This is a genomic window from Methylobacterium sp. Leaf469 (assembly GCF_001424745.1).
Classification (GTDB): Bacteria; Pseudomonadota; Alphaproteobacteria; order Rhizobiales; family Beijerinckiaceae; genus Methylobacterium.
Map to the genome: position 1 here is coordinate 302,594 of NZ_LMRE01000023.1, position 26,313 is coordinate 328,906.

The 26,313-nt window shown below is 69.8% G+C and carries 24 protein-coding genes, 1 tRNA gene and 1 pseudogene; 11 read left to right on the forward strand and 15 right to left on the reverse strand.

Going from position 1 to position 26,313, the window contains the following annotated elements; translation table 11 throughout:
* Window positions 1–43 precede the first annotated feature (43 nt).
* Window positions 44–1,015: a LysR family transcriptional regulator gene (locus ASG60_RS12635; protein ID WP_056303298.1), complete on the forward strand. Its 972-nt coding sequence runs from the start codon at window positions 44–46 to the stop codon at window positions 1,013–1,015.
* Here the strand turns inward: ASG60_RS12635 and ASG60_RS12640 are convergent.
* The 4 genes from ASG60_RS12640 to ASG60_RS12655 all read right to left on the reverse strand — a co-directional run bounded on the left by ASG60_RS12640 (window position 960) and on the right by ASG60_RS12655 (window position 6,995).
* On the reverse strand, window positions 960–4,418 hold the full coding sequence (locus ASG60_RS12640) for an SbcC/MukB-like Walker B domain-containing protein (RefSeq protein WP_056385862.1): 3,459 nt from the start codon (window positions 4,416–4,418) through the stop codon (window positions 960–962). The genes ASG60_RS12635 and ASG60_RS12640 overlap by 56 nt on opposite strands.
* Window positions 4,419–4,506: 88 nt before the next feature.
* Window positions 4,507–5,139 carry a DUF4194 domain-containing protein gene (locus tag ASG60_RS12645; protein WP_056261993.1) on the reverse strand — a complete coding sequence of 211 codons (633 nt, stop codon included), beginning with the start codon at window positions 5,137–5,139 and terminating at the stop codon, window positions 4,507–4,509.
* 74 nt (window positions 5,140–5,213) lie between these two features.
* Entirely contained in the window at window positions 5,214–5,480 is a 267-nt protein-coding gene (locus tag ASG60_RS12650; RefSeq protein WP_056173812.1) for a hypothetical protein, read from the reverse strand.
* A gap of 138 nt (window positions 5,481–5,618) precedes the next feature.
* Window positions 5,619–6,995, reverse strand: a complete 1,377-nt coding sequence (locus tag ASG60_RS12655) for a Wadjet anti-phage system protein JetA family protein (RefSeq protein WP_056385864.1) — start codon at window positions 6,993–6,995, stop codon at window positions 5,619–5,621.
* Between the two features lie 189 nt (window positions 6,996–7,184).
* Between ASG60_RS12655 and ASG60_RS12660 the strand changes: the two genes are divergently transcribed.
* Window positions 7,185–8,426, forward strand: a complete 1,242-nt coding sequence (locus tag ASG60_RS12660) for an acyl-CoA dehydrogenase family protein (RefSeq protein ID WP_056173817.1) — start codon at window positions 7,185–7,187, stop codon at window positions 8,424–8,426.
* Window positions 8,427–8,477: 51 nt separating this feature from the next.
* Here the strand turns inward: ASG60_RS12660 and ASG60_RS12665 are convergent, their stop codons facing one another.
* From ASG60_RS12665 to ASG60_RS12675, 3 genes are all read right to left on the reverse strand, one after another.
* Window positions 8,478–9,632, reverse strand: a complete 1,155-nt coding sequence (locus tag ASG60_RS12665; protein WP_056385866.1) for a dimethylmenaquinone methyltransferase — start codon at window positions 9,630–9,632, stop codon at window positions 8,478–8,480.
* A 70-nt stretch (window positions 9,633–9,702) separates the two neighbouring features.
* Window positions 9,703–10,944 carry a hypothetical protein gene (locus ASG60_RS12670; RefSeq protein ID WP_056385868.1) on the reverse strand — a complete coding sequence of 414 codons (1,242 nt, stop codon included), beginning with the start codon at window positions 10,942–10,944 and terminating at the stop codon, window positions 9,703–9,705.
* Between the two features lie 143 nt (window positions 10,945–11,087).
* Window positions 11,088–11,741, reverse strand: coding sequence for an ABC transporter ATP-binding protein (locus tag ASG60_RS12675; protein WP_056174155.1), 654 nt, complete (start codon window positions 11,739–11,741; stop codon window positions 11,088–11,090).
* Between the two features lie 288 nt (window positions 11,742–12,029).
* On the opposite strand from ASG60_RS12675, the gene ASG60_RS12680 reads away from it, so the two are divergent.
* A tRNA-Ser gene (locus ASG60_RS12680) sits at window positions 12,030–12,119 on the forward strand.
* 220 nt (window positions 12,120–12,339) lie between these two features.
* On the opposite strand, the pseudogene ASG60_RS23485 reads toward ASG60_RS12680, so the two are convergent.
* Window positions 12,340–12,688 (reverse strand): annotated as a pseudogene (locus ASG60_RS23485) (hypothetical protein); the annotation flags it as partial.
* 372 nt (window positions 12,689–13,060) lie between these two features.
* Between ASG60_RS23485 and ASG60_RS12685 the strand changes: the two are divergent.
* The gene (locus ASG60_RS12685; protein WP_056385870.1) at window positions 13,061–13,261 is read left to right on the forward strand and encodes a hypothetical protein; all 201 of its coding nucleotides are present in this window, start codon (window positions 13,061–13,063) and stop codon (window positions 13,259–13,261) included.
* Between the two features lie 184 nt (window positions 13,262–13,445).
* Window positions 13,446–13,676 (forward strand): hypothetical protein, encoded by a 231-nt coding sequence (locus ASG60_RS12690; RefSeq protein ID WP_056386093.1) that lies wholly within the window; start codon window positions 13,446–13,448, stop codon window positions 13,674–13,676.
* 63 nt (window positions 13,677–13,739) lie between these two features.
* On the opposite strand, the gene ASG60_RS23160 is transcribed toward ASG60_RS12690, so the two are convergent.
* Window positions 13,740–13,913, reverse strand: a complete 174-nt coding sequence (locus ASG60_RS23160; protein WP_200918877.1) for a hypothetical protein — start codon at window positions 13,911–13,913, stop codon at window positions 13,740–13,742.
* 218 nt (window positions 13,914–14,131) lie between these two features.
* Here ASG60_RS23160 and ASG60_RS12695 point away from each other — a divergent pair, with 218 nt between their 5' ends.
* Together ASG60_RS12695 and ASG60_RS12700 are read left to right on the forward strand one after the other, a co-directional pair.
* Window positions 14,132–15,382, forward strand: coding sequence for an efflux RND transporter periplasmic adaptor subunit (locus ASG60_RS12695; protein WP_156398889.1), 1,251 nt, complete (start codon window positions 14,132–14,134; stop codon window positions 15,380–15,382).
* Between the two features lie 16 nt (window positions 15,383–15,398).
* Window positions 15,399–18,536: an efflux RND transporter permease subunit gene (locus ASG60_RS12700; protein ID WP_056385872.1), complete on the forward strand. Its 3,138-nt coding sequence runs from the start codon at window positions 15,399–15,401 to the stop codon at window positions 18,534–18,536.
* A 253-nt stretch (window positions 18,537–18,789) separates the two neighbouring features.
* Here ASG60_RS12700 and ASG60_RS12705 read toward each other — a convergent pair whose 3' ends face one another.
* From ASG60_RS12705 to ASG60_RS12720, 4 genes are all read right to left on the reverse strand, one after another.
* Window positions 18,790–18,975 carry a hypothetical protein gene (locus tag ASG60_RS12705; protein WP_056173834.1) on the reverse strand — a complete coding sequence of 62 codons (186 nt, stop codon included), beginning with the start codon at window positions 18,973–18,975 and terminating at the stop codon, window positions 18,790–18,792.
* Window positions 18,976–19,094: 119 nt separating this feature from the next.
* Window positions 19,095–20,420 carry an ATP-binding protein gene (locus tag ASG60_RS12710; protein WP_082531753.1) on the reverse strand — a complete coding sequence of 442 codons (1,326 nt, stop codon included), beginning with the start codon at window positions 20,418–20,420 and terminating at the stop codon, window positions 19,095–19,097.
* A 76-nt stretch (window positions 20,421–20,496) separates the two neighbouring features.
* Entirely contained in the window at window positions 20,497–21,222 is a 726-nt protein-coding gene (locus ASG60_RS12715) for a response regulator (protein ID WP_056173838.1), read from the reverse strand.
* Complete coding sequence (locus ASG60_RS12720; RefSeq protein WP_244476660.1) at window positions 21,222–21,680, reverse strand: MarR family transcriptional regulator; 459 nt, start codon at window positions 21,678–21,680, stop codon at window positions 21,222–21,224. Before ASG60_RS12720 ends, ASG60_RS12715 begins: the two co-directional genes overlap by 1 nt.
* 276 nt (window positions 21,681–21,956) lie before the next feature.
* Here ASG60_RS12720 and ASG60_RS12725 point away from each other — a divergent pair, with 276 nt between their 5' ends.
* The 3 genes from ASG60_RS12725 (at window position 21,957) to ASG60_RS12735 (ending at window position 23,569) form a co-directional block, all read left to right on the forward strand.
* Window positions 21,957–22,844 carry a branched-chain amino acid aminotransferase gene (locus tag ASG60_RS12725; protein ID WP_056173844.1) on the forward strand — a complete coding sequence of 296 codons (888 nt, stop codon included), beginning with the start codon at window positions 21,957–21,959 and terminating at the stop codon, window positions 22,842–22,844.
* A gap of 136 nt (window positions 22,845–22,980) precedes the next feature.
* Window positions 22,981–23,235, forward strand: coding sequence for a DUF3072 domain-containing protein (locus ASG60_RS12730; protein WP_056174160.1), 255 nt, complete (start codon window positions 22,981–22,983; stop codon window positions 23,233–23,235).
* Between the two features lie 106 nt (window positions 23,236–23,341).
* Window positions 23,342–23,569: a Flp family type IVb pilin gene (locus ASG60_RS12735; RefSeq protein WP_056173845.1), complete on the forward strand. Its 228-nt coding sequence runs from the start codon at window positions 23,342–23,344 to the stop codon at window positions 23,567–23,569.
* A 30-nt stretch (window positions 23,570–23,599) separates the two neighbouring features.
* Here the strand turns inward: ASG60_RS12735 and ASG60_RS12740 are convergent, their stop codons facing one another.
* On the reverse strand, window positions 23,600–24,430 hold the full coding sequence (locus ASG60_RS12740; protein WP_056385874.1) for a DUF937 domain-containing protein: 831 nt from the start codon (window positions 24,428–24,430) through the stop codon (window positions 23,600–23,602).
* Window positions 24,431–24,646: 216 nt separating this feature from the next.
* Here ASG60_RS12740 and sfsA point away from each other — a divergent pair, with 216 nt between their 5' ends.
* Entirely contained in the window at window positions 24,647–25,357 is a 711-nt protein-coding gene (gene sfsA / locus ASG60_RS12745) for a DNA/RNA nuclease SfsA (protein ID WP_056385876.1), read from the forward strand.
* A gap of 104 nt (window positions 25,358–25,461) precedes the next feature.
* On the opposite strand, the gene ASG60_RS12750 is transcribed toward sfsA, so the two are convergent.
* On the reverse strand, window positions 25,462–26,292 hold the full coding sequence (locus tag ASG60_RS12750) for an FkbM family methyltransferase (RefSeq protein ID WP_056173858.1): 831 nt from the start codon (window positions 26,290–26,292) through the stop codon (window positions 25,462–25,464).
* Window positions 26,293–26,313 lie beyond the last annotated feature (21 nt).

The window sequence follows — 26,313 nt, forward strand, 5'->3', positions numbered from 1 at the left end:
TAAAACGGAAACGATGGAAACACATCATTTCCGGAATGCAGGCATGAAACTCCCCGATTTCGAAGCTTGGGCGGTCTTCGCCAAGGTGGCGGAGACCGGCTCGTTCGGGCAGGCCGCACGCGACCTCGGGGTCGCGCCCGGCACCGTGTCGAAGGCGGTGGGTCGCCTGGAGGCCCGCATCGGCGCGCGCCTGTTCCACCGCACCTCGCGAAAGCTCGCGCTGACCGAATCGGGCCTCGCGGCACGGGACGGGGCGGCCCGGCTGCTCGCCGAGGGCGAGGCGGCGGAGGCGCAGGCCCGCGACGGAGCCGCCGCGCCGCGCGGGCGGGTGCGGCTCGCGGCCCCGATGTCGTTCGGCGTGATGCACGTCGCGCCCCTGCTGCCGGACTTCCTCGCCGCTCATCCGGGCCTGACCATCGACCTGCATCTCGGCGACGCCCTCGTCGACCTCGTCGGCGGCGGGTTCGACCTCGCGCTGCGCATCGCGGCCCTGCCGGATTCGTCCCTTCGGGCGCGCCGGCTCTGCACGGTCCACCGCTCCCTCGTGGCCGCCCCCGCCTACCTCGCCGCGCAAGGGCGGCCGGAGCATCCGCGCGACCTCGCCCGTCACGCCTGCCTCGGTTACGCCTACCTGCCGAGCCCCGACCGCTGGCGCTTCCTCGCGCCCGACGGCACCGAGGCCGTGGTGATCCCTGGCGGGCCGCTGCGCGCAAACAACGCCGACGCCCTGGCGCCGGCCCTGCGCGCCGGGCTCGGACTCGCCGTGCAGCCGGACTTCATGCTGTGGGACGATCTCGCGGCCGGACGGCTGGAGCGGGTGCTGCCCGGGTGGTCGGCCCCGCCCATCGCGCTCCACCTCATGACGCCGCCGGGCGATCCGCGCCCGGCCCGGGTCACGGCCTTGGCCGACTACCTCGCCCGCACACTCTCGGCGGCGCCCTGGGCGCGCGGCACCGACGTCACGCAGCCGCACCGGGCAGGCGAAACCCCTCGATCCCCTGGCGTTCCGGGTTGATGGCGGCGAGCGCGCGCTTGGCCGCTTCCAGGGGGTGCTCGGATTCGATGCGGACGCCCTTCAGGTCCGGGCTCTTGTAGACGGTGACGATGGTGTCCATCACCTCGGTGAGCGTGGTGCGCTTGTCCTCGGGCGCGGCGATGAGGAGCTGCAGGCCCCACGCCTGGTAGAGGTCGACGAGGGCTTGAGAGTTGCGCACGTCGAGCTTCGAGAACGCCTCGTCGAGGAGGCAGAGGCCGAGCCCCGGATTTTCGTCGCCCGGTCGGTCGCCGGGATAGTAGGCCGAGGCCAGGGAGGCCGCGATGGCGACGTAGAACGGCGCCTGCGCCTCGCCGCCGGAGCCGCGCAGAGCCCGGTTCGACATGGTGGTGCGGTTGCCGGCGGCATCGCGCATGCCGATCTCGTAGACGAAGTAGTTGCGATAATCGGCCAAACGCGCCGCGCTCTCCTCACCGGCGATGAGGGCCGAGATCTCCTCGATGGCGGCCGAGAGCGGGCCTTCGGCCGGCGTCTCGCCCTGGCCCGGCAGGACCGCCTGCGCCGCATCGGGCGAGCGTGCGACTTCGGTGGCGAGCGCGTGGACGGCGGCGTAGCGCCGGTCGACGGCGGCCTCGAAGGCGTAGGTCTGGCCGGTGAAGGTCTGGCTCGACAGGCGTTCGTTGAGGGCGTCGAGGCGGGCGCGGACGCGCTCGAACTTGTCGGCGAGACGCGTCAGCAGGTCCTCGGTCATCAGGCGGCGCATCTCGCCTTCCGCCCGCACGGCCTGATCGCGGTAGCGCCTGAGCTCGTGGCCCGCGACCTCGTCGTAGGCGCGCCGGGTCCAGCCGTAGCCGAACGAGGCCGGAGCGTCGCCGCGCCCCAGAGGGTTGTCGATCCGCCACTGCACGCAATACTCGGCCAAGTCGCGCTCGGCGGTGCGGCCCTGCGTACGGGCCGTCTCGAGGGCCTCGCGGGCGGCGCTGCGGGCGGCGGCGGCGGCGGCCGCGAGTTCCTTCGCGTCGAGGCCGGCGAGGTCCGCCCGGGCCTTGGCCACGGCCCGCGGGTCGAAGCCCTCCGGACGCACGAGGCGGATGCGGACCGTGTCGCCGCCGACCCAGCGCGCATGCGCCGAGCGCCGGGCGGCCAGCGCCGCGCGCGCCGCCTCGCGGGAGGAGGCGACCTTGGCCTTCAGGCCCGCTTCCTCGCCCAGCAGGGCATCGCGCTTGGGTTCGAGCACCTGCACGAGTTCCGTGAGGTAGGCCGAACGCTCCTTCGCGAGCTCCTTCAATTCGGCTTCGAGGGCGCCGGTATCGGCCTTCTCGACGCTCTCGCGCTCGGTGGCGAGACTGCGGCGGCGGCCCTCGATGGCGTCGCACTCGGCCCGTAGGCCGGGCAGGTCGATGGGAGCCTCGGCCAGGCGCGCCCTGAGCTGCGCGGCGATGCGGGCGGCCTCGCGCAGCACGCCGGCTTCGCCGCGCAGGCGACGGGCCTCGGCCACCGCCCGCTCCATGGCCTCGCGGCCCTCCTGTGTCGGACCGCGACTGCCCCGCGTCATCATGAGCTGGACGGGACGGACCACCGAATAGGCCATGCCGGAGGTCGAGCGCCCGCTCGGCGCCACGGCCCGGCTCATATGCGCGAGGGCCGCATCGTCGGGGGCGAGGTCGTACCCGCCCAGCCGCGCGGCGAGGAACGCCTCGGCGTGGGGATCGCGGGTCTCGATCATGCCCAAGGGGCCGTCGTCGTAGCGCCCGCCCCGGCGCCGGGCCGTGTCCGTGGTCTTGACCAGAAGGCAGCGGTAGAACTGTGCTTTCCGGGCTTCGAGATGGGCGAACGCCTGATTCAGCCGGTCGGGCTGCACCACCAGGGCCTCGCGGGCACCCCCCAGAAGGCCCTCCAGGGCCATGCCCCATTTCGGCTCGACGATCTCGGCGAGTTCGCAGACCGGCACGGCGTCGATGCCCAGCCGCGCGAGTTCGTCCCGGAACGCCGCCACGTCCGAGGACAGGCGCGCGCCCTTGGCCGCCCCGCCGCCGGCGAAGGGCGCCGAAAGGCCCTGCGCCTCCGTCTCGGCGGCGCGGGCGCGCAGGGCCATGTCCTCGGCCGCCGTATCGAGGGGGCCGGCGATGTCGGGCATGTCGACGAGCGCCGTCACCAGGGCATTCAGGGGCCCGTCCGAGCGAAGCGTTTCCTCCGGCGGGGCCTCGCGGCGGAGCCCCGCGCGGGCGCAGGCCTCGACGAAGCGGGCCGCACCCGGATCGACGCGGCGGACCTCGCCGATGACCGCCGTCAGGCGGGCGACGTCCTGGATCAGGCCGACGAGGCCCGTCACCCGCAGGGTGAGGTCGCGTTGGTCGCGGGTGAGCACGGCGAGGCCCGCATCGGAGGCGGCGAGCCGCCCCTGCGCGTGGGTCCCGGCCATGAGGGCCTTCTTCTGCGCGATCTCGCCGTCGATGTCGCGCACGAAGCCCTGGCTGGTGGCGACGCTCTCGCGGGCGATGCGCAGGCGCTCGGCGACATCGGCGAGGCCGGTGCGGGCGGTTGTGTATTCGACGACTCGGCGGCGCAGATCCGCGCCGGCGGCCCGCAGGTCGTCGAGGGCCGCCGACAGGCTCGCCTCCGCCCAGGTCTCGTAGCGGGCGAGGATGCGGCCGAGATGCGACAGGCGCCGCTCCAACTCCTCGATGGTCTCAAGGAGACGGCGCCAGTTCTCCACCGACTGGCGGATGCGGGCGACGTCGAGGGGCTCGGGCTCCAGCACGAAGGAGCGCACGAAGGCGGAGGAATCGAAGATCGGCTTGAAGGCGACCGCATTGGAGAAGGTGCGCAGGAAGTGGCGGGGTTCGGGCACCGGCGCGCCCTCGCGCAGGAGCCCGAGCACCTCCGCGGTGAAGCGCTCGCCGGACGCGCGGAACTCCTCGAAGGTCTCGGAGCGGATGCGCAGATCCTTGGCGATCTCGGCCCAGGGCGCAACGAAGGAGCCGTCGGGCGTCTCGCGGACGTAGTCGGCGATCTCGAAGCGATGGCCTGTGCAGACGAAGCGCGACAGGGTGGTCTCGCGGCTGTCCTCGGCCCGGGCGCTCAGCGCCAGCCCAACGGAGACGACGCGGCCCGAGACCGGGTTCTCGAACACGAGGACGATGAGGGTCTCGCAGGCCTCGCGAGTCGGGCGGCCGCCCTCGGCCGGGTCGCTGATCCAGCCGAGGCAATAGTCGCGCACCGTGCGGGCCGAGCGGCCCGACGCCGAGGCGTTGAGCGCCAGACGGCTGGCGTTGTTGCCGGCCAGCACCGTGCCGACGGCGTCGAAGATCGTCGACTTGCCGGCCCCCGTCGGCCCGACGAGGGCCGTCGCGCCGCGGATACGAATCTGCTCGCGCCGGATCAGGTACCAGTTCGAGAGGGCGATGTCGGTGAGGCGATACACTGAGGCCGGGTGATTTTTGCACGCTGCGAAGGATCGTCGGGCCTTCGCTCGCATGGCCGGGGGCGGCGAGGCAAGCCGGCCGGGGCGATCAGGCGGCGTCATCCCCGGCCGAAGCCCAGGCCCGGACGTGCTCCATCCAGGCGTCGGGCGAGAGCACGCCGATGCCGGGCAGCACCATCAGGGGCGTGAGCTTTTCGGTCTTGTCGCGCTCGCCTAGGCGCAGGGCGCCTTTCCGGGAGAACAGCCGCAGGATCTCCAGCAGGCGGGTCTCCTCCGGCGGATCGCTGCGGGTGGCGGTGCGGATCGATTCGGCGATGTCGTCGGTGGTGCATTCCACCACCCCCTCGGTGGTGACGCGGTGGTCGCGAAGCCCTTCCTCGTAGGCGAGCCGCAGGGCGAGCAGCACCAGGGTCTCGTCCTTGCGCAGGCGCTCGGCCTGACCGTCGTGGCGCACGCCCTCCGGGGGCACGCGCAGGAACACCATCTGGTCCCGGTGCGAGACCTCGAAACCGTACCCGAGGCAGGCGAAGTAGCTCTGAAAGAACGGCGCGTAGTGCCGGGCGAGGTCGTAGGTCCGGCCGATGCCGGGGGTGCCGGAATAGACGCACTGGCTCTTGAGCAGCACCTGCAGGGCGCGGGTCAGCTCCTCGTCGGAGGGCGCACGGGCGCCGGGCGGCGGCGGCTCGTCGCCGTCGACGATGGCGCGGAAGGCTTCGAGCATGGCGGTGGTCCGGGAGCGAATGGGACGCGCGAGGCCGCGTGTCTATCCGCCTCCCGCCGGTCGCGCCAATCCGCTCAGGCGGCGGCGGCTTCGGCCCGGAATAGGGAGATGCACTTGGTGTCCCGGTGCATGCTGAGGATCGAGGCCCGGTCGAGGGACGGGTTGGCGGCGAGCACACGGCGGACCTCGGCGACGATGCTGTCGTAGCGCGCCGCGTCGTAGTTCTGCTCCAGGGGGCTCACGGCGATGTACGTCTCCACCACCAGCACCCGTTCGCAGCGCTCACGCCCGACCTCGACGGCGACCCAGGCGGATTTGATCAAGCATTTGCCGGATACCATGGCCCATCTCCCGAAGACGCGACGTTCTTCCGCGCCGCGCGTCGGAGACCAGGATGAACCCTGTCTTCGCAGATGCCAAGGGTGGTCGTTGCATGGGACACCGAAGTCTCGCGGCGATCGAATATTGCGCCGCAGCACTCAGCGTGTGCGTTCCAGCAGGAAGTCCGGGCAGTCGAGCCAGCCGTTGGCGACCCGGCCCTCGACCCGCGAGAGGCGGTAGCGACCGCTCAGGCTCCCGTCGAACAGCACGTCGATCTCGCGCAGGCGCTGGAACACCACGAAGGCATCGACGTCGGCGATCGGCATCTGCGAACCCCGCACGGCGCCCTTGCGCCCGAGCCGGCCCTCGAGGAAGTCCACCATCCGGTCGGGCGTCACCGCCACGCGGTGGCGGAACGCGTCCTTCGCCGCGATGAAGGCCTCCACGGCCAGATCGAGGAAGAGTTCCGGCAGGGGCTCGCAGTCGATGGGCGGGCGCTTGAGGCGCGGCGCGTAGAGGTGGACGGCGCCGATGGGCGGGCGCAGGAGCGAGATCCCGGCCGGTGGCATGCCCTCCATCGGCGCATCGGTGCCCGCCACGGCGCGGAGCGCCGCGGCCGTGCGTTCGATGCGGTCGGAATCCCGGTGGTCCATGTAGCGCAGGGCTGCCGCGATTCGCCGCTCCAGGCGGGCGACGATGTCGGCCACCGCGTCGAGGTGACGGTCGAGGCCCTCGAAGATCGCCAGGATCTCTGCGAGATCCGCCCGCACGGCTCGCTCGGCCACCTCGACATCGGGCGCACGGCCCTCGCGGATCCCGGCCTCCGCCAGGGCCCGCAGGGTGAGGGGATCGCGCAAGGCGCGGCCCGCCTCGCGCACGATACCGGAGCGGAAGCGGAACGGGTTCAGGCGGGTGTGCAGGGTGCGGTAGTCGCTGACGATGTGGCGGGCCACGAACTCGTCGAAGTAGAGCCGGAAGGCCGCGCGCTGGTCCTCCTGCGCCAGGATGCGCGCCTCGATCTTGCGCATGGAGCCGGCGAGCGTCCGCAGGTGGCTGAGGAAGGCCCGCGACGCCTTGGCGGCGTTGACCAGGGCCTCGGAACGCTCGGCCGGGTTGGCGATGGCGCTCTCCAGGCTGCCCAGCACATCGAGCACGGCGCCGCCGTAGGAGCGGGTCTCGCCCCGGTCGAGGCGGGCGAGTTCCTCAATGAGGATGCGGGCCTCGGGGTCGAAATCCACCACCGGCACGTAGCGCTCGCGCCGCTCCACCAGCCAGCCGGAGTCCAGCAGGCGCCGGTAGACGGCCGAGCGCCGCTCGATGGGATCGACGGGCGTGGTCTCATCGTCGGCGATCTCGCCTTGGGCGTAATCGGCGGAGAAGTCGCCGATGGCGGCGAGCAGCTCGGTCTTGCGCAGGGGCTCGGCCGTATCGCCGAACACCCGCGCGTGCAGGTGCAGCAGCAGGGCGGCGTTGAAGGCCCGGCTCGGGGAGGCGAGGGGCCGGAACAGGTCGTCGGACAGGCGGGTGAACAGCATGGGACTGGGACGGACTGCAGCCCGCCGGAAGGGCGTCTGTCAATCGATCCGAGGCCCGTAGCGGACCGAACGGGCGGTTTCCCTGGGGGAAGCGACCGTCCGGGTGGCAGTGGGTGGCGGGAATGCGGACATGCTAGGACGGACGGCAAGGCGCCGCGAAGGCGTCACCGAACCATCACGGGAGACCCCATGCCGAAGCCGGATCAAGAGCCCCGTCGCAGACAAGAGCCCCGTCCGCCCGAACTCGTGACGCCGTGGCGCACGGAGGCGCGCGCCGCCCTGCAGGCCGAGGCCCGAGCCTTCGCCCGCGACGTGGTGATGCCCATCGCCGACGAACTCGACCGGCAGAAAGCCGAGATGCCGCGCACGCTCATCGACGCCATGGCGCGAAAGGGCTGGTTCGGCATCACCATCCCGACGGAGCATGGCGGCCTCGGCCTCGGGGTGTTCGAGTATTGCCTCGTCTCGGAAGAACTCGCCCGGGCCTGGCTGTCCGTGGGCAGCATCCTCGCGCGGGGCCAGGGCCTCGGCACCCAGGTCCTCGACGAGGGGCGCCGGGGCGAGTTGCTGGCCCGCTCGGCCCGGGGCGAATGGATCGGCAGCATCGCCCTGTCGGAGCCGACCGCCGGCTCGGATCTGGCCGGGGTGCAGACCCGCGCGGTGCGCGAGGGCGACACCTGGGTGCTCACCGGCACCAAGCGCTGGGCCGGCTTCGCGCAGGCGGCCGATTTCGTCGAGGTTCTGGCCCGCACCCGCGATCCGGAGCCCGGCGAGTCGCGCTCGGCCGGCCTCGAGCCGTTCCTGGTGGTCAAGGAGCCCGGCACCTTCCCGGCCGGCATGACCGGCCAGGTGATCGACAAGATCGGCTATCACGGCTTCCTCACCTTCGAGCTCGCCCTCGACGGCGTGCGCGTGCCCGAGAGCGACCGGCTCACCGGCCTCTACGGCGACCAGGGGGCCGATGCGGATGCGGGCGGTTTCGCGTCCGTGCAACGCGGCCTCAACATCGCACGGGTGCACACGGCGGCGCGTGCCGTCGGCGTCGCCCGGGCGGCGGTGGAGGATTGTCAGCTCTACCTGCAGGAGCGCGAGCAGTTCGGACACCCCATCGGCGACTTCCAGGCCCTGCGCTTCGCCCTGGCCGACATGGCGGCGGAGGTCGCACAAGCCCGCGCGTTCTGGCAGCAGGTCGCGCATCTGCTCGATGCCGGCGAGGCGGCCGAGAGCGAATCCGCCATGGTCAAGCTGCTCGCCACCGAGATGGCCGTGCGGGTGACCAACCAGGCGATGCAGCTTCACGGCGGCAACGGCTACACCACGGAACGCCGGGTGGAGCGCTACTGGCGCGACGCCCGTCTCACCACGATCTTCGAGGGTACGAGCGAAATCCAGCGCCGGATCATCAGCGACCGGATGCTGCCGCGCCCCTGAGGGAAGCGTCCCGGATCCTGGATCCGGGACGCGGCCTCGGTGACGGGAGGATCAGCCCTTCCAACCCTTCAGGGCGGCGAAGGGGCTGCTCGACGGGTCGGGCGCGGGCGGGTTCAGGATCGGCTCGACCTGCGCGATGGCATCCGCGAGCGAGAAGGCCGAGCCCGTAGGCAGCTTGCCGCCGGCCGCGTCCTTGTGGCCGCCGCCGCGGAACCGCCGTGCGCCCTCCAGGGCCGTCTCGTCGTTGGAGCGGAACGACATGTTGCCCGTGCGCTGGACGTTGAGGACGCGCTTGGCCTTGCCCGCATCCATGATCAGGTCGGAGACGCGCTGGAAGGTTCCCGAATCGAGGCCGAAGGACAGGTAGGTCCCGTCCGAGAGCGGCTGGAACAGGTCGGAGCGTGCGAGCACGCGGGCGATCCGCATGCGGGTGGTGAGGCGGGGATCGTCCGTCGCGTCGCCGGCCAGATACCCGTCGACGATTCCCGTGCGGATGGCGCCGACCCCGGCCTCGAGTTCGGCCGGTGAGGCCCCGGCGCGCAGGCGTCCGGCGAGGGCGACGAGGAGGTCGCTCACAAAGCGGTCGTGCCACGCATGCCCGATGGGCACGAGGTTGGAGACATTGTCCCAGAACACCTCGTCGAGGGCATGGCCGCCCGCGAAGGTCGGCCGGTCCTTGCGCCACAGGTCGACGGCGTCGACCGCCTCGACGAGAGCGAGGAGGTCGGCGTCGCCCTCGATGGCGTCGGGCGCGTACAGGGTGCGGCGGTGATAGGCGAGCTTCGTGGCGCAGCGGCCCTCGTCGATGAGCACGACGATGGCGGGATCGTCGAGGTCGAACCGCATCACGCCCGGATCGTCTGCCTCCGGCACAGGCTCGAGGGTCTGCTCGCGCAAGCGGTCGATGGAGGAGGCATGGTGATCGAGGACGATGAGCCGATGCCGTTCGGCCTCGGGCCGGCCCCGGTTCATCGCGGCGAAGTTGCGGATGAAGGTCACCGCCACGGGCTCGAGGCCGAGATCGGTGAGGATCAGGGTCTCGGGCTGCCGCGTCCGCCCGAGGCGCTTCAGCTCGCCCTCGACCACGGGCCCGACATCGCTGTAGCGCGGCACGTGGACGATCCGCGAGACCGGAACGAAGCGCCCCACGATGGTGGAGGCGCCGTAACCGTCGAGGTCGTGATGGGTGATCTGGGTAACGGTCAATACGGGGTCCTCGGCGGGCGGCGTCCGCGGCTTATGACGCGTTTTCCGGCCCGCGGCGACCCGTGACGGATCAGCTGGTCTGCTTGCGGGCGAACACGGCCCCGGCGAACAGGAGCGCCGCGCCCCCGGCGATGAGGCTGATCATCAGGAGCCGGCGGGGCTGCTGGGCGGATTCGGCCTGCACCGGCTGGACGATCATGCTGAAGAACTCGACCTGCCGGCTGGCGATGATGCGCGAGCGCTCGTAGGCGGCCAGGACCTTGGAAAAGTACTTCTCCGCCTCGTCGCGGTCGTTCTCGAAGGCCTCGAACTTGGTGAGGGCGTCGGCCAGGATGCGCCGCTGTTCCGGGTCCTCGCTCGCCGACTGGTTCTCGATGCGCGTGATGGCGTCGTCGAGATCCTTGATCTGGGACTTGATGTCCTGGATGCGGCGCGACTCCGGACCGAGGTCGCGCTGGCCGAGATTGAGCTGGACGGCGAGGTTGATGCGCGCGGTGCGCAACTCGCCGATCACCTTGAGGTTGCTGTCGTTGGTCTTCTTGGCATCGAGAATGCCCTCGCGGTTGCGCAGGGTCGCCATGGCGAGGCGGACCTTCGTCATCCGCTCCTCGGCGAGCTTGAGTTCGCGCGCGCTTTCGACCACGGCGTCGGCGCGCGCGCGGTCGCTGAGCGCGTTCACCATGCGCTCGCTCTCCTTCAGGATCGCCTGGGTGAGGGCCAGGGATTCGGCGGGATCGAAGGCGCTGACCGTCAGGCTGATGATGCCCGAACCGCTCTCGATCTTGGTGGTGACCCGCTCGCTCCAATATCGCACGAAGCGCTCGATGGGCTTGTCCCGGTCGAAGCGCGAGAGGAAGTCGATCCCATCCCGGGAGAACATGTCCCGCAGGGGCAGGTCCTTCTCCAGGACCTCGATCATCGGCCGGCTGTGGATGTAGTTGAGGGCCACGAGACTGTCCTGGGCCACCATCTGGGAGACGACGCCCTTGGTGGTCCCCACCTGGTCGGACGAGGCCTTGTCGGCGGAGCCCAGCGCCGGCCGCAGGGCGAAGCGCGCCTCGGTGACGTAGCGATCCGAGGCGATGAGCCCGAAATAGATCACCCCCAGCAGCGTCGGCAGCACGAAGCAGAGCCCGAACAGGATCGGGATGACGGGGTCGGACTTGTTGTGGCTCTGGTAGGAACGGATGCCCTTCTTGCGGTCGGCGAAGCGCGAGACGCGGGCGACCTGACGCAGGGACTCCGCTACGGCATTCGAGCGGTCGGCCGTGGTGACGGGCTGCCCGGTGGGGGTGCGGATCTCGACGCTCATCTGCCTTCAGCCATCCATTCCGTTCGGGCGGCCATCCTTCGCCGCGCGTACCGTATTCCACGATTGGGAGGGCGAAAGCATGTCCGGGCGCCTGGGCGCGCAAATGAGGGCACGGGCGAACGCCCGCTTCGCCGGTGCCGCGGTCATGCGTTCAGGCGGCGGTAGACCTCGATGGCGTCGTTGACGTCCTCGTACAGGATCGCGCGCCCGTTGATGAGCACGATGCCCTGCTGGCACCAGGTCCGGATCACCTCCATGCCGTGGGAGACCATGATCACGTTGGAATTGACGCGGCGGGCGGCGAAGGCCTCTTCGCAGCGCTTCTGGAAGCGCGCATCGCCCACCGCCGTGACCTCGTCGATGAGGTAGCAGTCGAACGGGATCGCCATGCTCATGCCGAAGGCCAGGCGCGAGCCCATGCCCGACGAGTAGGTCCGGATCGGCACGTCGAGGTAGCTGCCGAGTTCGGAGAAATCCTCGACGAATTCGAGCACCTTCTTCGGATCCTCGCCATAGATGCGAGCCACGAAGATGATGTTGTCCCGGCCCGTCATCTGCGGATGGAAACCGCCGCCGAAGCCGAGGGGCCACGACACCCGCATGGTGCGCTGGACGCGCCCCCGCGTCGGCGCCTCGGTGCCGGCGATGAGGCGCATCATCGTGGACTTGCCGGCCCCGTTGATGCCGAGGATGCCGTAGGAGACATTGGGCTTGAGCGTGAACGACACGCGCTCGAGGATCGTCCGGCGGTGCCCATCCGTCCGGTAGACCTTGGTGACATTGTCGAAGCGGATCACGGTCGGTTTGTGGCTCCGGGAGGCTCGGGCCCGGAGAACGGGCCGCGCGTCCCGCGTTTCGCCCGGGAAAGCGGCGAATCTGAGGACCACGGTCCGGGGTAGTAGAGGAGCAAGGCAGGGGCCGTGTCGCCGGGACGCGGGAAATCGACACATTCGCGGTACGTTCGACACGATCGCGCCTTGCACCCCGCCGACACGGCTTGTACAGCGTGCCACCCGCGGCGTCGCGGCGACCCTGCAGGCCCCGGATTTACCAACCGGACGCCGTCGGTCGCGATGCAGGGGGCTGGAGGGGTGGCCGAGTGGTTGAAGGCGCACGCCTGGAAAGTGTGTATACCGGAAACGGTATCGCGGGTTCGAATCCCGCTCCCTCCGCCAGTTGCTACTAAACCACCGCAGATCAACGGATTTTAGCGCTCGATCCCTGCCCACGTGCAGACTATTGTGTCACCGTGGCTGTGGGGAGCGAAGCCAACGGTGCGCCGTCCCGATATTCTGCGATGTCGCCGGGGTCGCGTATACGTCCGTGTCCCGACCCGCCTCGGTGGGTTGGCGGTTCCGTTCGAAGGTCTCGATCGGCGTGAGAGCCTGTGGGCCGAATGCCGCCGGCAACGGCGAGCGGCGCAGGGACGAGGCCACCGATCAAACCGCCGGGGCCAAGGGCCCCACCGGGCGCTGCCAAACCCTCCGAGTAGGGACCCGGTTTGCGGAAAGATTCATCTGTTCGACCACCTCCGCCCGGATAAACGTCTTCACGCGGATCCAAGGTCTTCTCGAAGGCGTCCCGCGTCGTGATCTCGAGGAACAGCCTGCCCTTCGTTGCCATGTTGCGGTAAGCCGGGGTCGGAATCACGCCTGCGGGCGTTGGCTGGGCAACCGCCGTTCGTGTGACGGCCAGAGGTGTCTGTAGCCGCAAGCAGACCGCGAGCGAAACCACGACGATGCATCAGGGGTATCCTGACATCATGGGATGCACCCTGGAAAAGCACGATTTCGGGGCGCCCCATAGGCAGTCTGTACGTCAACCCCAGATTTCCGAAACCTAGACTACGCGATATTTGACACGATCCACCTCGACGATTTCTTATCCTACCCTCCGAGCGGTCATCACTCATTTGATAACTCACCTGGCCCGTACACCTTAGCTTGTCGGGCATCACACACAGGCGCTCGGAAAGGCGTTTCATCGGGACGCGAGTTCGCCCTTCCCCCGGTGAGCGAGCGTTCACGGCGCGAGGGCGTTGCACCCAACAATCGCGCGTCGACGAATGAACATTCCGCCGCCTCGTGTCGTTTCCAGTCCTTGCCCAGGAGCCGTGATGCTGCGCGACGAACATGAGGAACTGCCGGTCGCATCCAGCGAGACCGGCGGAATCGTTCTCAGCGAAATGACGCGCCTGCGCCTGGGGCGTCAGCTTCAAGCGATGTATGAACCGGTCATCGATGAGCCCCTCGATCCACGGCTTGCCGAGCTAATGATGCAGCTGGATCGCGACAAGGCCGGAAAACCTCATGCTTGATGGTGCCCGAGGGTAGAAATCTGATCAGCCGGGCGGCATCCAACGGGCGATCCTAGACGGAATGCCGCGGGAGACTTCCTGTCAACGCCCCGACGCGACAGGGCTTTTCAACGTTCATGGGCCGGCTTAGGAACTGGACGCAGCGGCTTCGACCCGTTTCCCGTCAATGATCGAACGCTCCCTCATGCCCGCCTACCGTTTCACCGTCACCATCGCTAGCGATGTGCCGCACGAGCCGGTGTTTCGGCACCTGCGCGACGCCGATGCGGCCTGGGACGAGGCGGGTCGGCTCGCGCGCGAGATCTGGGCGGCGAGCGGCGATCGGCGCCTGATGAAGGCCGTCGTCGTCGTGACCGATGCGGCGGGGGAGATCGTCCTCGAATTTCCCTTCACGGAAGCCCTTACGGCCCCCTGAGACGAGAACGGCGCCGGTGGCCCGAAGCCAGCGGCGCCGCTGCGACCGTCGGGTGAAGGCGGTTCAGTCGAGCTGAGACGCCTCCGGACAGGCCGCGCGGATGGTCTCCGGCAGGGCGGCGAAATCGGCGTAACCGGCCTCGCGCGCCATGGCGTCGAGGGCCGACACGGCATCGGCGGCGCTGCCGGTCCACAGCACGGCGCCGTTGGTCTTCTGCTTGATCTGGAAGATGCTCATGATGCGTTCGCCCAGGCTGTCGAGGGATCTCGGAGGTCAGAACGCGCGAAGGGCGCCGCAGTTGCGGCAAGGTCGAGCGGTTCGGTCCTTCGTCACCGCCGACGATCCGGCTATGTTCGAAGCCCGGAACGACGCCTTGAAAAGGCCGGCGTCGGGCGTCACGGCTCGGCGCTTCATCCTCGGCCCGGTGGGCACACCTCGAGCGAATGCCTCAGCCCATGCGCGCGCGCGACCTTCTTCCGGCCCTCGCCCTGCTGCCGGCCTTTCTCCTCACCCCGATCGGCGCCGAGGGGACGAGCGGAGCGAAGGCGGCCGAGACCGCTGCCGTCCCGGATGCCGCCGCCCTGGCGCCCGCCGTCACCGTTGTGCCGGCCGAAGAGCGCGAGGTGGTCGAGCGGGCGGTGGTCACCGGCACCCTGGTGCCGCGCGACGAGATCCTGGTCGCCCCCGAGATCGAGGGCACCCGCATCACCGAACTCCTGGTGGAAGAGGGCGCGCGGGTCGAGAAGGGCCAGCCGCTGGCCCGCCTGTCCCTGGAGATGATCGTCACCCAGGAAGCCGCCAACGCCGCCGCCCTGGCGCGGGCCGACGCCGCCATCGTCCAGGCCCGCAGCCAGATCGTTCAGGCCGAAGCCGCGCAGGTCGAGGCCAGCCTAGCCCTCGAGCGGGCGCGAAGCCTGGTGAAGACCGGCAACGCCACGGCGGCCGTGCTGGAGCAGCGGGTCTCGGCGGCACAGGGCGGGGAGGGGCGTCTCGCCGCCGCTCGCGGCGGGCTCCAGCTCGCCGAGGCCGACCGCGCCACCGCGCGCGCCCAAGGCTCCGAGATCGCCCTGCGGCGCGCCCGCACGGATATCCGCGCGCCCGAGGGCGGCATCGTCAGCCGGCGCACGGCAAGGGTCGGCGCCACGGCGAGCGCCGTCGGCGAGCCGATGTTCCGCCTCATCGCCCGGGGCGAGATCGAACTCGAAGGCGAGATTCCCGAGGTGTCGATGCCGCGGCTCAAGCTCGGCGATCCCGTCAGCCTTGAGGGCGAGGAGGGCCGCATCCTCATGGGACGCGTCCGCCGCATCGATCCGGAGGTCGACCGCATGACCCGCCTCGGCCGCGTCCGCATCGCCCTGGCACCCGACCCTTCCTTGCGCATCGGCGCCTTCGCACGCGGCAAGGTCGAGGTCGCGCGCCGGCGCGGGGTCGCCGTGCCGCTCTCGGCGGTGCTCTACGCGACCGATGGGGCCGCCTCGGTCTTCGTGGTGAAGGACGACCGGGTCGAGGCCCGCCGGATCGCCCCGGGGCTCGCCGCCGACGGCATCATGGAGGTCCGTTCGGGCGTCCAGGCCGGCGAGGCGGTGGTGGCACGCGCCAGCTCCTTCCTGCGGCACGGCGACCTCGTGCGGGCGGTCCGGCCGGCCGGGCAGGCCGCAGGGGCGCAAGCCGCGGACGCGACGCCTCCGCAAGACGCCGCGCGCTGAGATCGGACCCGCCGCCATGCGCCTCAACATCTCCGCCTGGGCCATCCGCAAGCCGATCCCCTCCATCGTGCTGTTCCTGGTGCTGGTGGTGCTCGGCCTCGTCAGCTTCCGCGCCCTGCCGATCACCCGGTTTCCCAACATCGACATCCCCATCGTCGCCGTCACGGTGACGCAGGCGGGTTCCGCCCCCTCCGAGCTGCAGACGCAGGTGACGAAGGTGGTGGAGGACGCGGTGGCCGGCGTGAAGGGCGTCAAGCACACCATCTCGGCCATCACCGAGGGCATCTCGACCACCACCATCGAGTTCCGCCTGGAGACCAACACCGACCGGGCGGTCAACGACGTCAAGGACGCCATCTCGAAGGTACGGGTGAACCTGCCCCGCACCATCGACGAGCCGATCATCAACCGCGTCGAGATCGCCGGCCTGCCGATCATGATCTACGGCGCCGCCGCCCCGGCGATGACGCCCGAAGACCTGTCCTGGCTCATCGACGACGTCATCGCCCGCCAGATCCAGGGCGTGAAGGGGGTGGGCGGCGTCGAGCGCCTCGGCGGCGTCGCCCGCGAGATCCGCGTGACCCTGAAGCCCGACCGCCTGCTGGCGCTGGGCATCACGGCGGCGGACGTGAACCGGCAGCTGCGCCTGACCTCCGCCGACATGGCCGGCGGGCGCGGCGAACTCGGCGGCCAGGAGCAGTCGATCCGGACGCTCGCGGGCGCGGCCAGCCTCGACACCCTGGCACAGACCTCCATCATCGTCCCGGGCAACCGCAAGGTCCGTCTCGACGAACTCGCGACCCTGGTGGACGGCGCGGAGGAGCCACGCACCTTCGCTCGCTTCAACGGCGAGCCGGTGGTGGCCTTCGCCATCTCGCGCGCCACGGGGGCGAGCGACGCCGAGGTCGCCACCGCCGTGGCGAGGAAGATCGACGAACTCCGGGGCAAGCACCCGGGCGTGCGCTTCGATCTCATCGACACCTCGGTCACCAACACGGTGGGCAACTACCACTCGGCGATGCTGAGCCTCGTCGAGGGCGCGGCGCTGGCCGTCATCGTGGTGTTCCTGTTCCTGCGGGACTGGCGCGCGACCCTCATCGCCTCCATCGCCCTGCCGCTGTCGGTGCTGCCGACGTTCTGGATCATGAACACGCTGGGCTTCTCGCTCAACGCGGTGAGTCTCCTCGCCATCACCCTGGTGACCGGCATCCTCGTCGACGACGCCATCGTGGAGATCGAGAACATCGTCCGTCACATGCGGATGGGGAAATCGCCCTACCGCGCGGCCCTCGAGGCGGCCGACGAGATCGGGCTGGCCGTCATCGCCATCACGGCGACCATCATGGCGATCTTCGCCCCCGTCTCGTTCATGAGCGGCATCGCCGGGCAGTACTTCAAGCAGTTCGGCCTCACCATCGCGGCGGCCGTGTTCATGTCGCTGCTCGTGGCGCGGCTGATCACGCCCCTGCTCGCCGCCTACTTCCTGCGCGATCACGGGCCGGAGGACGAGCGCGAGGGTCCGGTCATGCGGGCCTACACCCGCGTGGTGGCTTGGTCCGTACGCCACAAGTTCATCACCCTGGTGGTGGGGCTCGCCTGCTTTGCCGCCTCGATCATGTCCACCCGCCTCCTGCCGGCGGGCTTCCTGCCGGCCGAGGACGCGGCGCGCACGATCTTCGTCGTGGAGCTTCCCCCGGGGGCGCGGCTTGCCGACACCACCCGGGTCAGCGACGGCCTCGTCGACCGGATCAAGACCCTGCCGGAGGTCCGCAGCGTCTTCGTCGACGGCGGCCGCCAATTGCCGGGCAAGAAGGAGGTGCGGCTCGCCACCTTCACCATCAACCTGACGCCGAAGAACGCGCGGCACCGCACGCAGAAGGAAGTCGATGTCGCCATCGGCGCCCTCCTGCGCCAGGAGCCCGACATCCGCTCCTGGGCCCTGCGCGAGAGCGGCCAGCGCGACCTCACCCTCATCGTCTCGGGGCCGGACAAGGCCGTGGTGGCCGACGTGGCGGCCCAACTCCAGCGCGAGGCGGCGCAAGTCCCCCACCTCGTCAACGTGCTCTCCACCGCGCCGCTGGACCGCACCGAGATCCGCATCCGCCCGAAAGCCGGGGTCGCGGCCGATCTCGGCGTCTCCACGGACCTCATCGCCGAGACCGTGCGGGTCGGCACCATCGGGGACATCGGCGCCAATCTCGCCAAGTTCAACGCCGTCGACCGGCAGGTGCCGATCCGCGTGATGCTGCCCGAGCGCCTGCGCGGCGACCTCTCGCAGCTGGAGACCCTGAAGGTGCCGGTGAAGGGCGGGGCCTCCGTGCCGCTCTCGACGGTGGCCGATCTCAGCCTCGGGCGGGGGCCCACGGCCATCGACCGCTACGACCGCGCCATCCGGGTGGCGCTCGAGGCCAACATGGAGGGCTCGGACGCACTCGGCTCCCTCATCGCCGCGGTCCTCGACCTGCCGGCGGCCAAGAACCTGCCGCCGGGCGTGGTCATCCGCCAGACCGGCGACGCCGAGGTGATGGGTGAGGTGTTCGAGGGCTTCGCGCTCGCCATGGGTGCGGGCCTGATGATGGTGTTCGGTGTCCTCGTGCTGCTGTTCGGCAACTTCCTGCAGCCGCTCACCATCCTGTTCTCCCTGCCGCTCTCCATCGGCGGGGCGATCCTCGGGCTGCTCATCTTCAACAAGCCCATCTCCATGCCGGTGGTCATCGGCATCCTCATGCTCATGGGCGTGGTGACGAAGAACGCCATCATGCTGGTGGATTTCGCCCTCGAGGAGATGGCCAAGGGCGTCGACCGGGCCACCGCCATCACCGACGCCGGCGCCAAGCGCGCGCGGCCCATCGTCATGACCACCATCGCGATGGCGGCCGGCATGGTGCCCTCGGCCATGGCCCTCGGCATCGGCGGCGAGTTCCGCGCGCCCATGGCCATCGCGGTCATCGGCGGCCTCATCGTCTCGACGGGCCTGTCGCTGATCTTCGTGCCGGCGATCTTCGTGCTGGTTGACGACCTCTCGCGCCTGTTCGTGCGCCTGTTCGCCCGCTTCATCGGCCAGAAGGACGAACCGGAGGACGGCCCCTTCGCCCTGCCGGCCGCGTCCGCCAACGACCGGAAAGGCTTTCCGCCACGCATCGCGGCGGAGTGATTTCTTCTCGGTTCGCGTTCCTTTCGCAAGGACGGAAGGTCGGCGTGAGCCGTAACGCGCTCGCTCTCCTTCCAGGTGACGACATTCCTGGATCTCGCGGACAGCGCGGGTCCCCCTCTCCTGGAAGGAGAGGGACCCGCGCTCGGTCCATGCCGATGCCCGAACCGATCAGGTAATGACGCCCCCAAACGAAAACGGCCCGAACCTGAGAGGTCCGGGCCGCAAAATCGCGTCGCAGAAACCGAAAAGAAGCTCAGGCGCGCTCGGCGAGGCGGCTGGCGCCGTAGCAAAGGCCGCCGGCGACGATGAACAGAACCACGAAGGTCTTCACCGTGGAATAGAACAGAGCCGGCTCGATGCCCGCGTCCGTATAGAGCAGCAGGCCGATGGCGGCGATGGGCAGGAGCAGGAGGGCCAGGATCGGGGTCAGCGGGTTCATGGGGTCACTCAGCCTCGACGCGGACCCGACGTGCCGGCCCGTATGATCGCGATTACGTTCACCCCCTTAGCACTCCGGTCCGTGCGGCGCCAAGGGTCGCGCGGCGCCAAGGGGTCGCGTCAGGCCGGAATCCGCACGGTGGCGCGCAAGCCTCCGAGCGGCGAGTCGTGCAGGCTTACGTCGCCGCCATGCGACCGGGCGATGTCGCGGGCGATGGAGAGGCCGAGTCCCGAACCGCCGGCATCCTGGCGTGCGTCGTCGAGGCGCACGAACGGCTTGAACACCTCCTCGCGCTGGTCGAGGGGAATGCCCGGTCCGTCGTCGTCGATGGAGACGAGAAAGCTGCGAACCTCGCGCCGGCCGACCACCGCGACGGTGTCGCCGTAGCGGGCGGCATTGGCCGCGAGGTTGAACAGGCAGCGCCGGATGGCGTCGGGCCGCAGGGTGACGCTGGCCTCGCCCTCGATCTCGACGGCCTCCACGTGGGCGCCGAGGCGCTCCATGTCCGTGCGCAGGTCCTCCAGCATCGCACGCATGTCGGTGGGCACGGCGAGTTCGCCGGAATCCCCGCGCGCGAAGGCGAGGTAGGCTTCCAGCATCCGGCTCATCTCGTCGACGTCGCGCTGGAGGTCCTCGACGTCGGCCGTCTGTTCGATGAGCGCCAGGGTCAGCTTGAACCGGGTGATGATGGTGCGCAGGTCGTGGCTCACCCCGTTGAGCATGGTGGTGCGCTGCTCCATCGCCCGTTCAATGCGACGTTTCATCTCGATGAAGGCGTGACCGGCTTGGCGGACCTCGCGGGCGCCGCGCGGGCGGAACTCGATCTCGCGGCCCTTGCCGAAACTCTCGGCGACGGCGGCGAGCCGCAGGATCGGCTTGATCTGGTTGCGCAGGAACAGGATCGCGACGCCGAGGAGCACCAGGGACGATCCGCTCATCCACAGGAGGAAGATGTGCGAGTTCGAGGCGTAGGCCATGCTGCGCCGCGCCGTGACCCGCAGCACCCCGTCGGGAATGGCGACGCGGATCTCGATGAGGCTGGAGCGGCCCACCGTGTCGATCCAGTACGGTCGGCGGATCTGGCGCTTGATCTCATCGGACAGCACTTCGTCGAGGATCGAGAAGAACGGTCGCGGCCCGGCGACGGGCAGCGTCGCCCCCTTCAGGATGTCGAGGTCGAGGTTGAGCCGGGTGCCGGCGATGCGGGTGAGGGTCTCGGCGTCCTTGTCCTGGGGGTAGCTCTCGTAGACGTCGATGAGGGCGGCCACATCCGCCGTCACCGCCGCCGACAGGCGCCGGGTCACGAGCTGCCAGTGCCTCTCCATGAACGTGTAGGCGATCACCGATTGCAGCAGCACCACGGGCGCGATGATGATGATCAGCGACCGTGCATAGAGGCCCTTCGGCAGCAGGTCGCCGATGGCGCGGCTGAGGAGCCGCCACATCCGTCGCGGCGGCGGCACCCGCGCGAGGGCCGTCAGCAGCCGATTCGGAGCGTGCGTGCGCGGCACGGCCCGGCGATCAATCGACGGCGAGGCGGTAACCGACGCCCCGGACGGTCTGCAGGAACAGGGGGTTCGCCGGGTCGACCTCGGTCTTGCGGCGCAGGCGGTTGATCTGCACGTCGATGCTGCGCTCGGCGGCGAGGCCGCCGGCCCCGGCGAGCGCCTCGCGTTCCACGTTGGCGCCCCCGGCCTGGGCCAGCACGGTGAGGATCTCGCGTTCGCGCTCGGTGATGCGGATGGTCTCGTCGGCGCGGCGCAGCTCGCCCCGGTCGATGCGGTAGGAGAACGGCCCGAAGGTCACGGTCTCGAGGCCGGGCTCGCGCGCCGGGGCGCCCTCGGCGCGCCGCTTGATGATGTTGTTGAGACGCAGGATCAGTTCGCGCGGCTCGAAGGGTTTCGGCAGATAATCGTCGGCGCCAATCTCGAGGCCCATGACCCGGTCGTTGGGGTTGGAGCGGGCCGTGAGCATGAGGATCGGCACCCGCGAGGTCTCTCGGACGTGGCGGGCGTAGTCGAACCCGCTCTCGCCCGGCATCATCACGTCGAGGACGAGGGCGTCGAACACGAAGCACTGCGCCTTGGTGCGCGCCTCGGCGACGTTGGCGGCGGCGGTGACGCGGAAGCCCTGCTCGTAGAGGAAGCGGGTGAGGAGCTCGCGCACGCGGCGGTCGTCGTCCACCACGAGGATGTGGGGCGCGTTGTCGGCCAGCTCGACGCTGGCCTTCAGACCGGGGAGGGACATCAGGCGGCGCTCCGGGCCCGGCGGGCCATGAGGCGACGCACGGCGGCGCGCTCCTCGGGCTCGATCATGGCGAGCAGGAAGTTCTGGGCCGAGAGCGCCCCGCCTTCCCCGGCGCCTTGCGCCGGCTCGGCGAGCGCCCGCGTCACCCGGTGGGTCTGGACCCGGATGAGGTCGCCCGCGAGCGCGGTGCCGCGATCCGTACAGAACAGCAGCCGCTGGCGCCGGTCGCTCGTTCCGGTCTTCTGGACGATGTAGTCCTGCTCGATGAGATCCTTGAGCACCCGGTTCAGACTCTGCTTCGTGATCCGCAGGATATCGAGGAGTTCGGCGATGGTGAGGCCCGGGTAGCGATCGACGAAGTGCAGCACCCGGTGATGCGCCCGGCCGAACCCGTATTGCGCCAGGATGCGGTCCGGGTCACCGACGAAATCGCGATAGGCGAAGAACAGCAGCTCGATGAGGTCGTCGCCGGGGCTTTGGGATGAGGCGGTCTCCGCCGGACCGTGTGCGTCGCTGCCGGCCGTCTGGGTCGCGGGAAAGGTCACGTCGGGGGCGGCCTGATTTTATGTCAGTGTTATTGACATATTTCAGGTGCGTTGCTACCCGTCAAGCCTTCCGGTAGGGCGTCACGACCCCGTGGCCTGTTTCAATTTCTGGCCTGTTCCGCCGCCCGACCCCCGACTCCCATCTGACGCCGGCTTCGAGGGCAAGCCCGCGTGCCGAGGAAGCCCACCATGTCCCTGATCCCGTTCGACGCGCGCGAGGGCACCATCTGGTACGATGGCGCGATGGTGCCGTGGAAGGATGCCAAGATCCACGTGCTGTCCCACGGCCTGCATTACGGGTCGTCGGTGTTCGAGGGCGAGCGGGCCTATGGCGGGCGCATCTTCAAGAGCCGCGAGCATGCGGAGCGCCTACTTCGCTCGGCCGAACTCCTCGACTTCAAGATTCCCTACAGCGCGGCCGAGATCGAGGCGGCCAAGGAGCTCGTCCTGCGGACCAGCGGCCTCGCCGACGCGTATCTGCGCCCGGTGGCGTGGCGCGGCTCCGAGATGATGGGCGTGGCTGCCCAGAACAACACCATCCACCTCGCCATCGCCGCGTGGGAATGGCCGAGCTACTTCGATCCCGAGACCAAGATGAAGGGCATCCGCCTCGACATCGCCGATTACCGCCGGCCGGACCCCCGCACCGCCCCCTCCACCTCGAAGGCGGCGGGCCTGTACATGATCTGCACGATCTCCAAGCATCGGGCCGAGAACAAAGGCTACGCCGACGCCCTGATGCTCGACTGGGAGGACAACGTCGCCGAATGCACCGGCGCCAACGTGTTCTTCGTGGCCGACGGCGTGATCCACACCCCCCTTGCCGACCGCTTCCTCAACGGCATCACCCGTCAGACCGTGATCGAGCTGGCCAAGCGCCGCGGCATCCAGGTGGTGGAGCGGCGCATCCTGCCGGCCGAGCTCGAAGGCTTCTCGGAGTGCTTCATCACCGGCTCGGCGGCCGAGGTGACGCCGGTGTCCGAGATCGGTCCGTACCGGTTCGTGCCCGCCAGCCTGACCAAGACGCTCATGGACGACTACACCGCCGAGGTGCAGCCCAAGGCCGAGGCGGCCTGAGGCCCGCGACATCCGGTCCAAGGTCCCCCGGAGGCCTTGGATCGGTAGCCTCGACCGGGAATCTTGGACCGGGCGATGCGGAACCGCGACCCCGACCATGCGTTCATAGGGAACAATCCATGAACACGAGGCGATGATGACCAAGGCTGCTGAGAAGGCCGTCGCGGCCGACGAGACCAATCCGAAGATCGACCCGAAGGACACGTCGAACCAGATCAAGGATCCGAGCGAGTGGACCACCGGCGGCGAGCCGATGACCGGCGCCCAGGCCTCCTACCTCAAGACCCTGTCCGAACAGGCAAAGGACCCCGACGCCTTCTCGCCCGACCTCGACAAGGCCGAGGCCTCGCAGCGTATCGATGCCCTTCGCAAGGAGACCAAGGGCAACTGATCCACACCGGGGGCCGGCTCGAATTCTACGTTCGGGTTAAGCCCCCGGAAGTATCTGACCGGTTACCGTTACGTTGCTTCGGGACCGGCAGGGATTTTTTCGAACGATGGCTGGGTTTCCGAACGGTTTCGAGCATCGCGGTGATCCCGATGCGGCACAGGACATCCAGCGCGGGCGGGCACGGTTCGCCGCCGACGCGAGCGGCGCGACGGCCGTCGAATACACGCTCCTCGTCGGCTTGATTGGTCTTGCTCTGGTCGGGGCGATGCGCGCCTATTCCGACAAGATGGTGATCGTCTACAACACCCTCGCCACGGCGATCACCACACCCTGAAGGCGCCCCGGGAACCGGCGGAACGCGACGTCAGCGCCCGCCTGACTTGCCGGACTCCGCCTTGCCCGACCCGGTGCGCGCGGTGGCGTCGCCCGGCGGGTTCGCGTTCCGACCGCTCTCCTGTTGACGGCCCTCTTGCCAGAATGTGTCGAACAGGCGCTGCATCGCCTTGGCGTTCTCCTGCTGGACGTCGAGGCCGGACTGGAACATCTGCTGGAACAGCTCGAAGGGCGCCGCGTCGTTGGTGGCCGGGGCCGGTTGTCCGGGCGTGACGCGCGCCGGGGCGGGCTGGGGTGCCAGCCGGTTCGGCTTCGCGGCCGTGCGGACCGGGGGCGCCTTCGGCGCCGGCGTTCCGGGTGCGAGGGCGCCCCCGGCCGTCATGAAGGCGTTCACCATATCGGTCCAGTAGGGGTTCGGCGGAATGCCGAACGCGTTCGGCGCCGGCGCGGGCGCCGCCTGCGGCGTCTGGTTAATCATCACGTGGACGATGCCGGCCACCACCATTCCGGCCATTACCGGCAGCATCTGCTTGAGCACCGGCGTGGCGATGCCGCTCGTTCCCGCCGCCTGCTGCAGCACCGCCTGGCTCAGATGCGGCGAGCCGAAGAGCTGGCGGACCAGCATGTCCATCTGCGGCGAAGCCGATGGGCGCGGCGCCGTCGCACCGGCACCCGCCAGACTGAAGAGGTGGGCGAAGCCCGTCGGGTCGTTGGCGGCGTTGCGCTGGAGCCCCATGGTGAAGGCGGGCAGCAGCGCCTCCATGGCTCGCCGGGTCTGGTCCTGCGACAGGCCGAACTGCTGTCCGAAGCCCTGAGCGCCCGGACCGGCCTGCGCCTGGAGGATATCGAACAGGTTGAACATGGAACTGGGCCTCGTGAACGGACGGGCGACGCCGATCCGGGTCGTATGCTCGCGTGCGTGGGCTCAAGTCTGTCGCATCGGCGGTTGACTTACCAGCCCGCCGATGGCGATGCCCCCTGCGGGAGGCCCGGAATGCCGATTCCGGACGGCGTTTCCCCGTCGAATCGACACGGCACCACCCGTTTTCGCCACCGACCCCCTCAGCAAGGCGCCCCGATGCGGTTTCCCGCGCCCCTCATCCCCGCGCGCCTCGTGCGCCGCTACAAACGCTTCCTCGCCGATATGGAGCTCGCGGACGGCAGCCTGGTCACGGCCCACTGCGCCAACCCCGGGGCGATGCTGGGCCTGCTGACGCCCGGCGCCCGGACCCTGCTCTCCGCATCGACGAAGCCGTCCCGGAAGCTCGGATTCTCGTGGGAGCTCGTGGAGGCCGACCTCCCCGGCGGCCCACAATGGGTCGGCATCGACACCCAGCGCCCGAACGCCCTCGTGGCCGAAGCGTTTCGCGCCGGGGCGTTGCCGCAGCTCGCCGACTATACGGGCTTGAGGCCGGAGGTCCGCTACGCCGCAGCGAGCCGCGTCGATTTTCTGGCGCAGGGGGAGGGGCTCGGGCCCTGCCACGTCGAGGTCAAGAACTGCCACCTCCTGCGGACGCCCGGCCTCGCCGAGTTCCCCGATTGCGTCGCCGCCCGCAGCGCCCGGCACATGGCGGATCTCGCCAACGTGGTGGCGAACGGCGGCCGGGCCATGCTCATCGTCGTCGTGCAGATGTGGGCGACCCGCTTCGACGTCGCCCGCGACATCGATCCGGCCTTCGACGCCGCCTTCCAGGCCGCCCGCGCGGCCGGCGTCGCGGTCCACGCCCATCGCTGCCGGGTCGACCCCGAGGGCGTCGCCCTCGCGGACGCGATTCCCGTGGTCGGGTGACGCCTCATGCCGGTCGATCGCCTCGCGATGCGGATTTGGGCTTCGCTCAGGCGACGCGCGGGCTGCCTGAGACTGTCCCCGAATGGATCATCCGGAAAACAGTGTCAGGCACTCCGCTCGAAGATCAGGTTCAGCCGGGTCCGGGCCAGGAGGCGGTAGCCGTTGGCCTGCAGCAGGGCGGGCAGGTCGATCTGCCACTGGTCGGTGCCGTTCTCCACGAGGAGCAGCTGCGGATGGAGCGAGACCGGGGCAGTGCGGAAGAACGGCTCGAGGATGAGATCCTCGGCGCCCTCGACGTCGAGTTTGATCGCGTCGATGCGGGTGATGCCTTCGCCCTGCGCGAGGTCGAGGAGGGTGACGGCCGGCACGCGGATCTGCGCCCCCTCGTTGGTGCCGACGATCTTCAGGCTCGACTCGCCCCGGTTGCGCGGATCGACGAACAGGGTGAGGGCACCCGCCTTGTCGGCCACCGCGCAGGCCACGGCCTTGACGGTGCCGAACGGGTTCTGGCCGATGTTGTAGGTCAGCCGGTCGAACACGTCGGGCTGCGGCTCGACGGCGAGGATGCGGGCCCGCGGCCCGGCGAAGGCCGCCACGAACAGGGCGTACGCGCCGATGTTCGCGCCGATGTCGAGGAAGGTGCAGCCGGGTTCCAGGCGCGCTTTGAGAAGCGCACGCTCCTCGGGATCGAAGAATTGCGGCGTGAAGAGCACCTTCTTCTCGCAATTGTTGTTGTACGGGTAGAGCCGCATCCGGGCACCGTAGCGCTCGACGTCGAGGGGCTTTCCGCGCAGCAGGCCGATGCCGATCCGGCGCAGGAACAGGGCGAGGCGGCGGGCGCCCCAGCTCCCGTAGGAGAGCCGGCCCGTGCGTCGGGCGATGCGCGCGACGAGGCCGGTGGGGGCGTAGGTGCCGTAGGGCTGCGTGTCCTTCATCGCCAGGGGTGATGCCAGCCC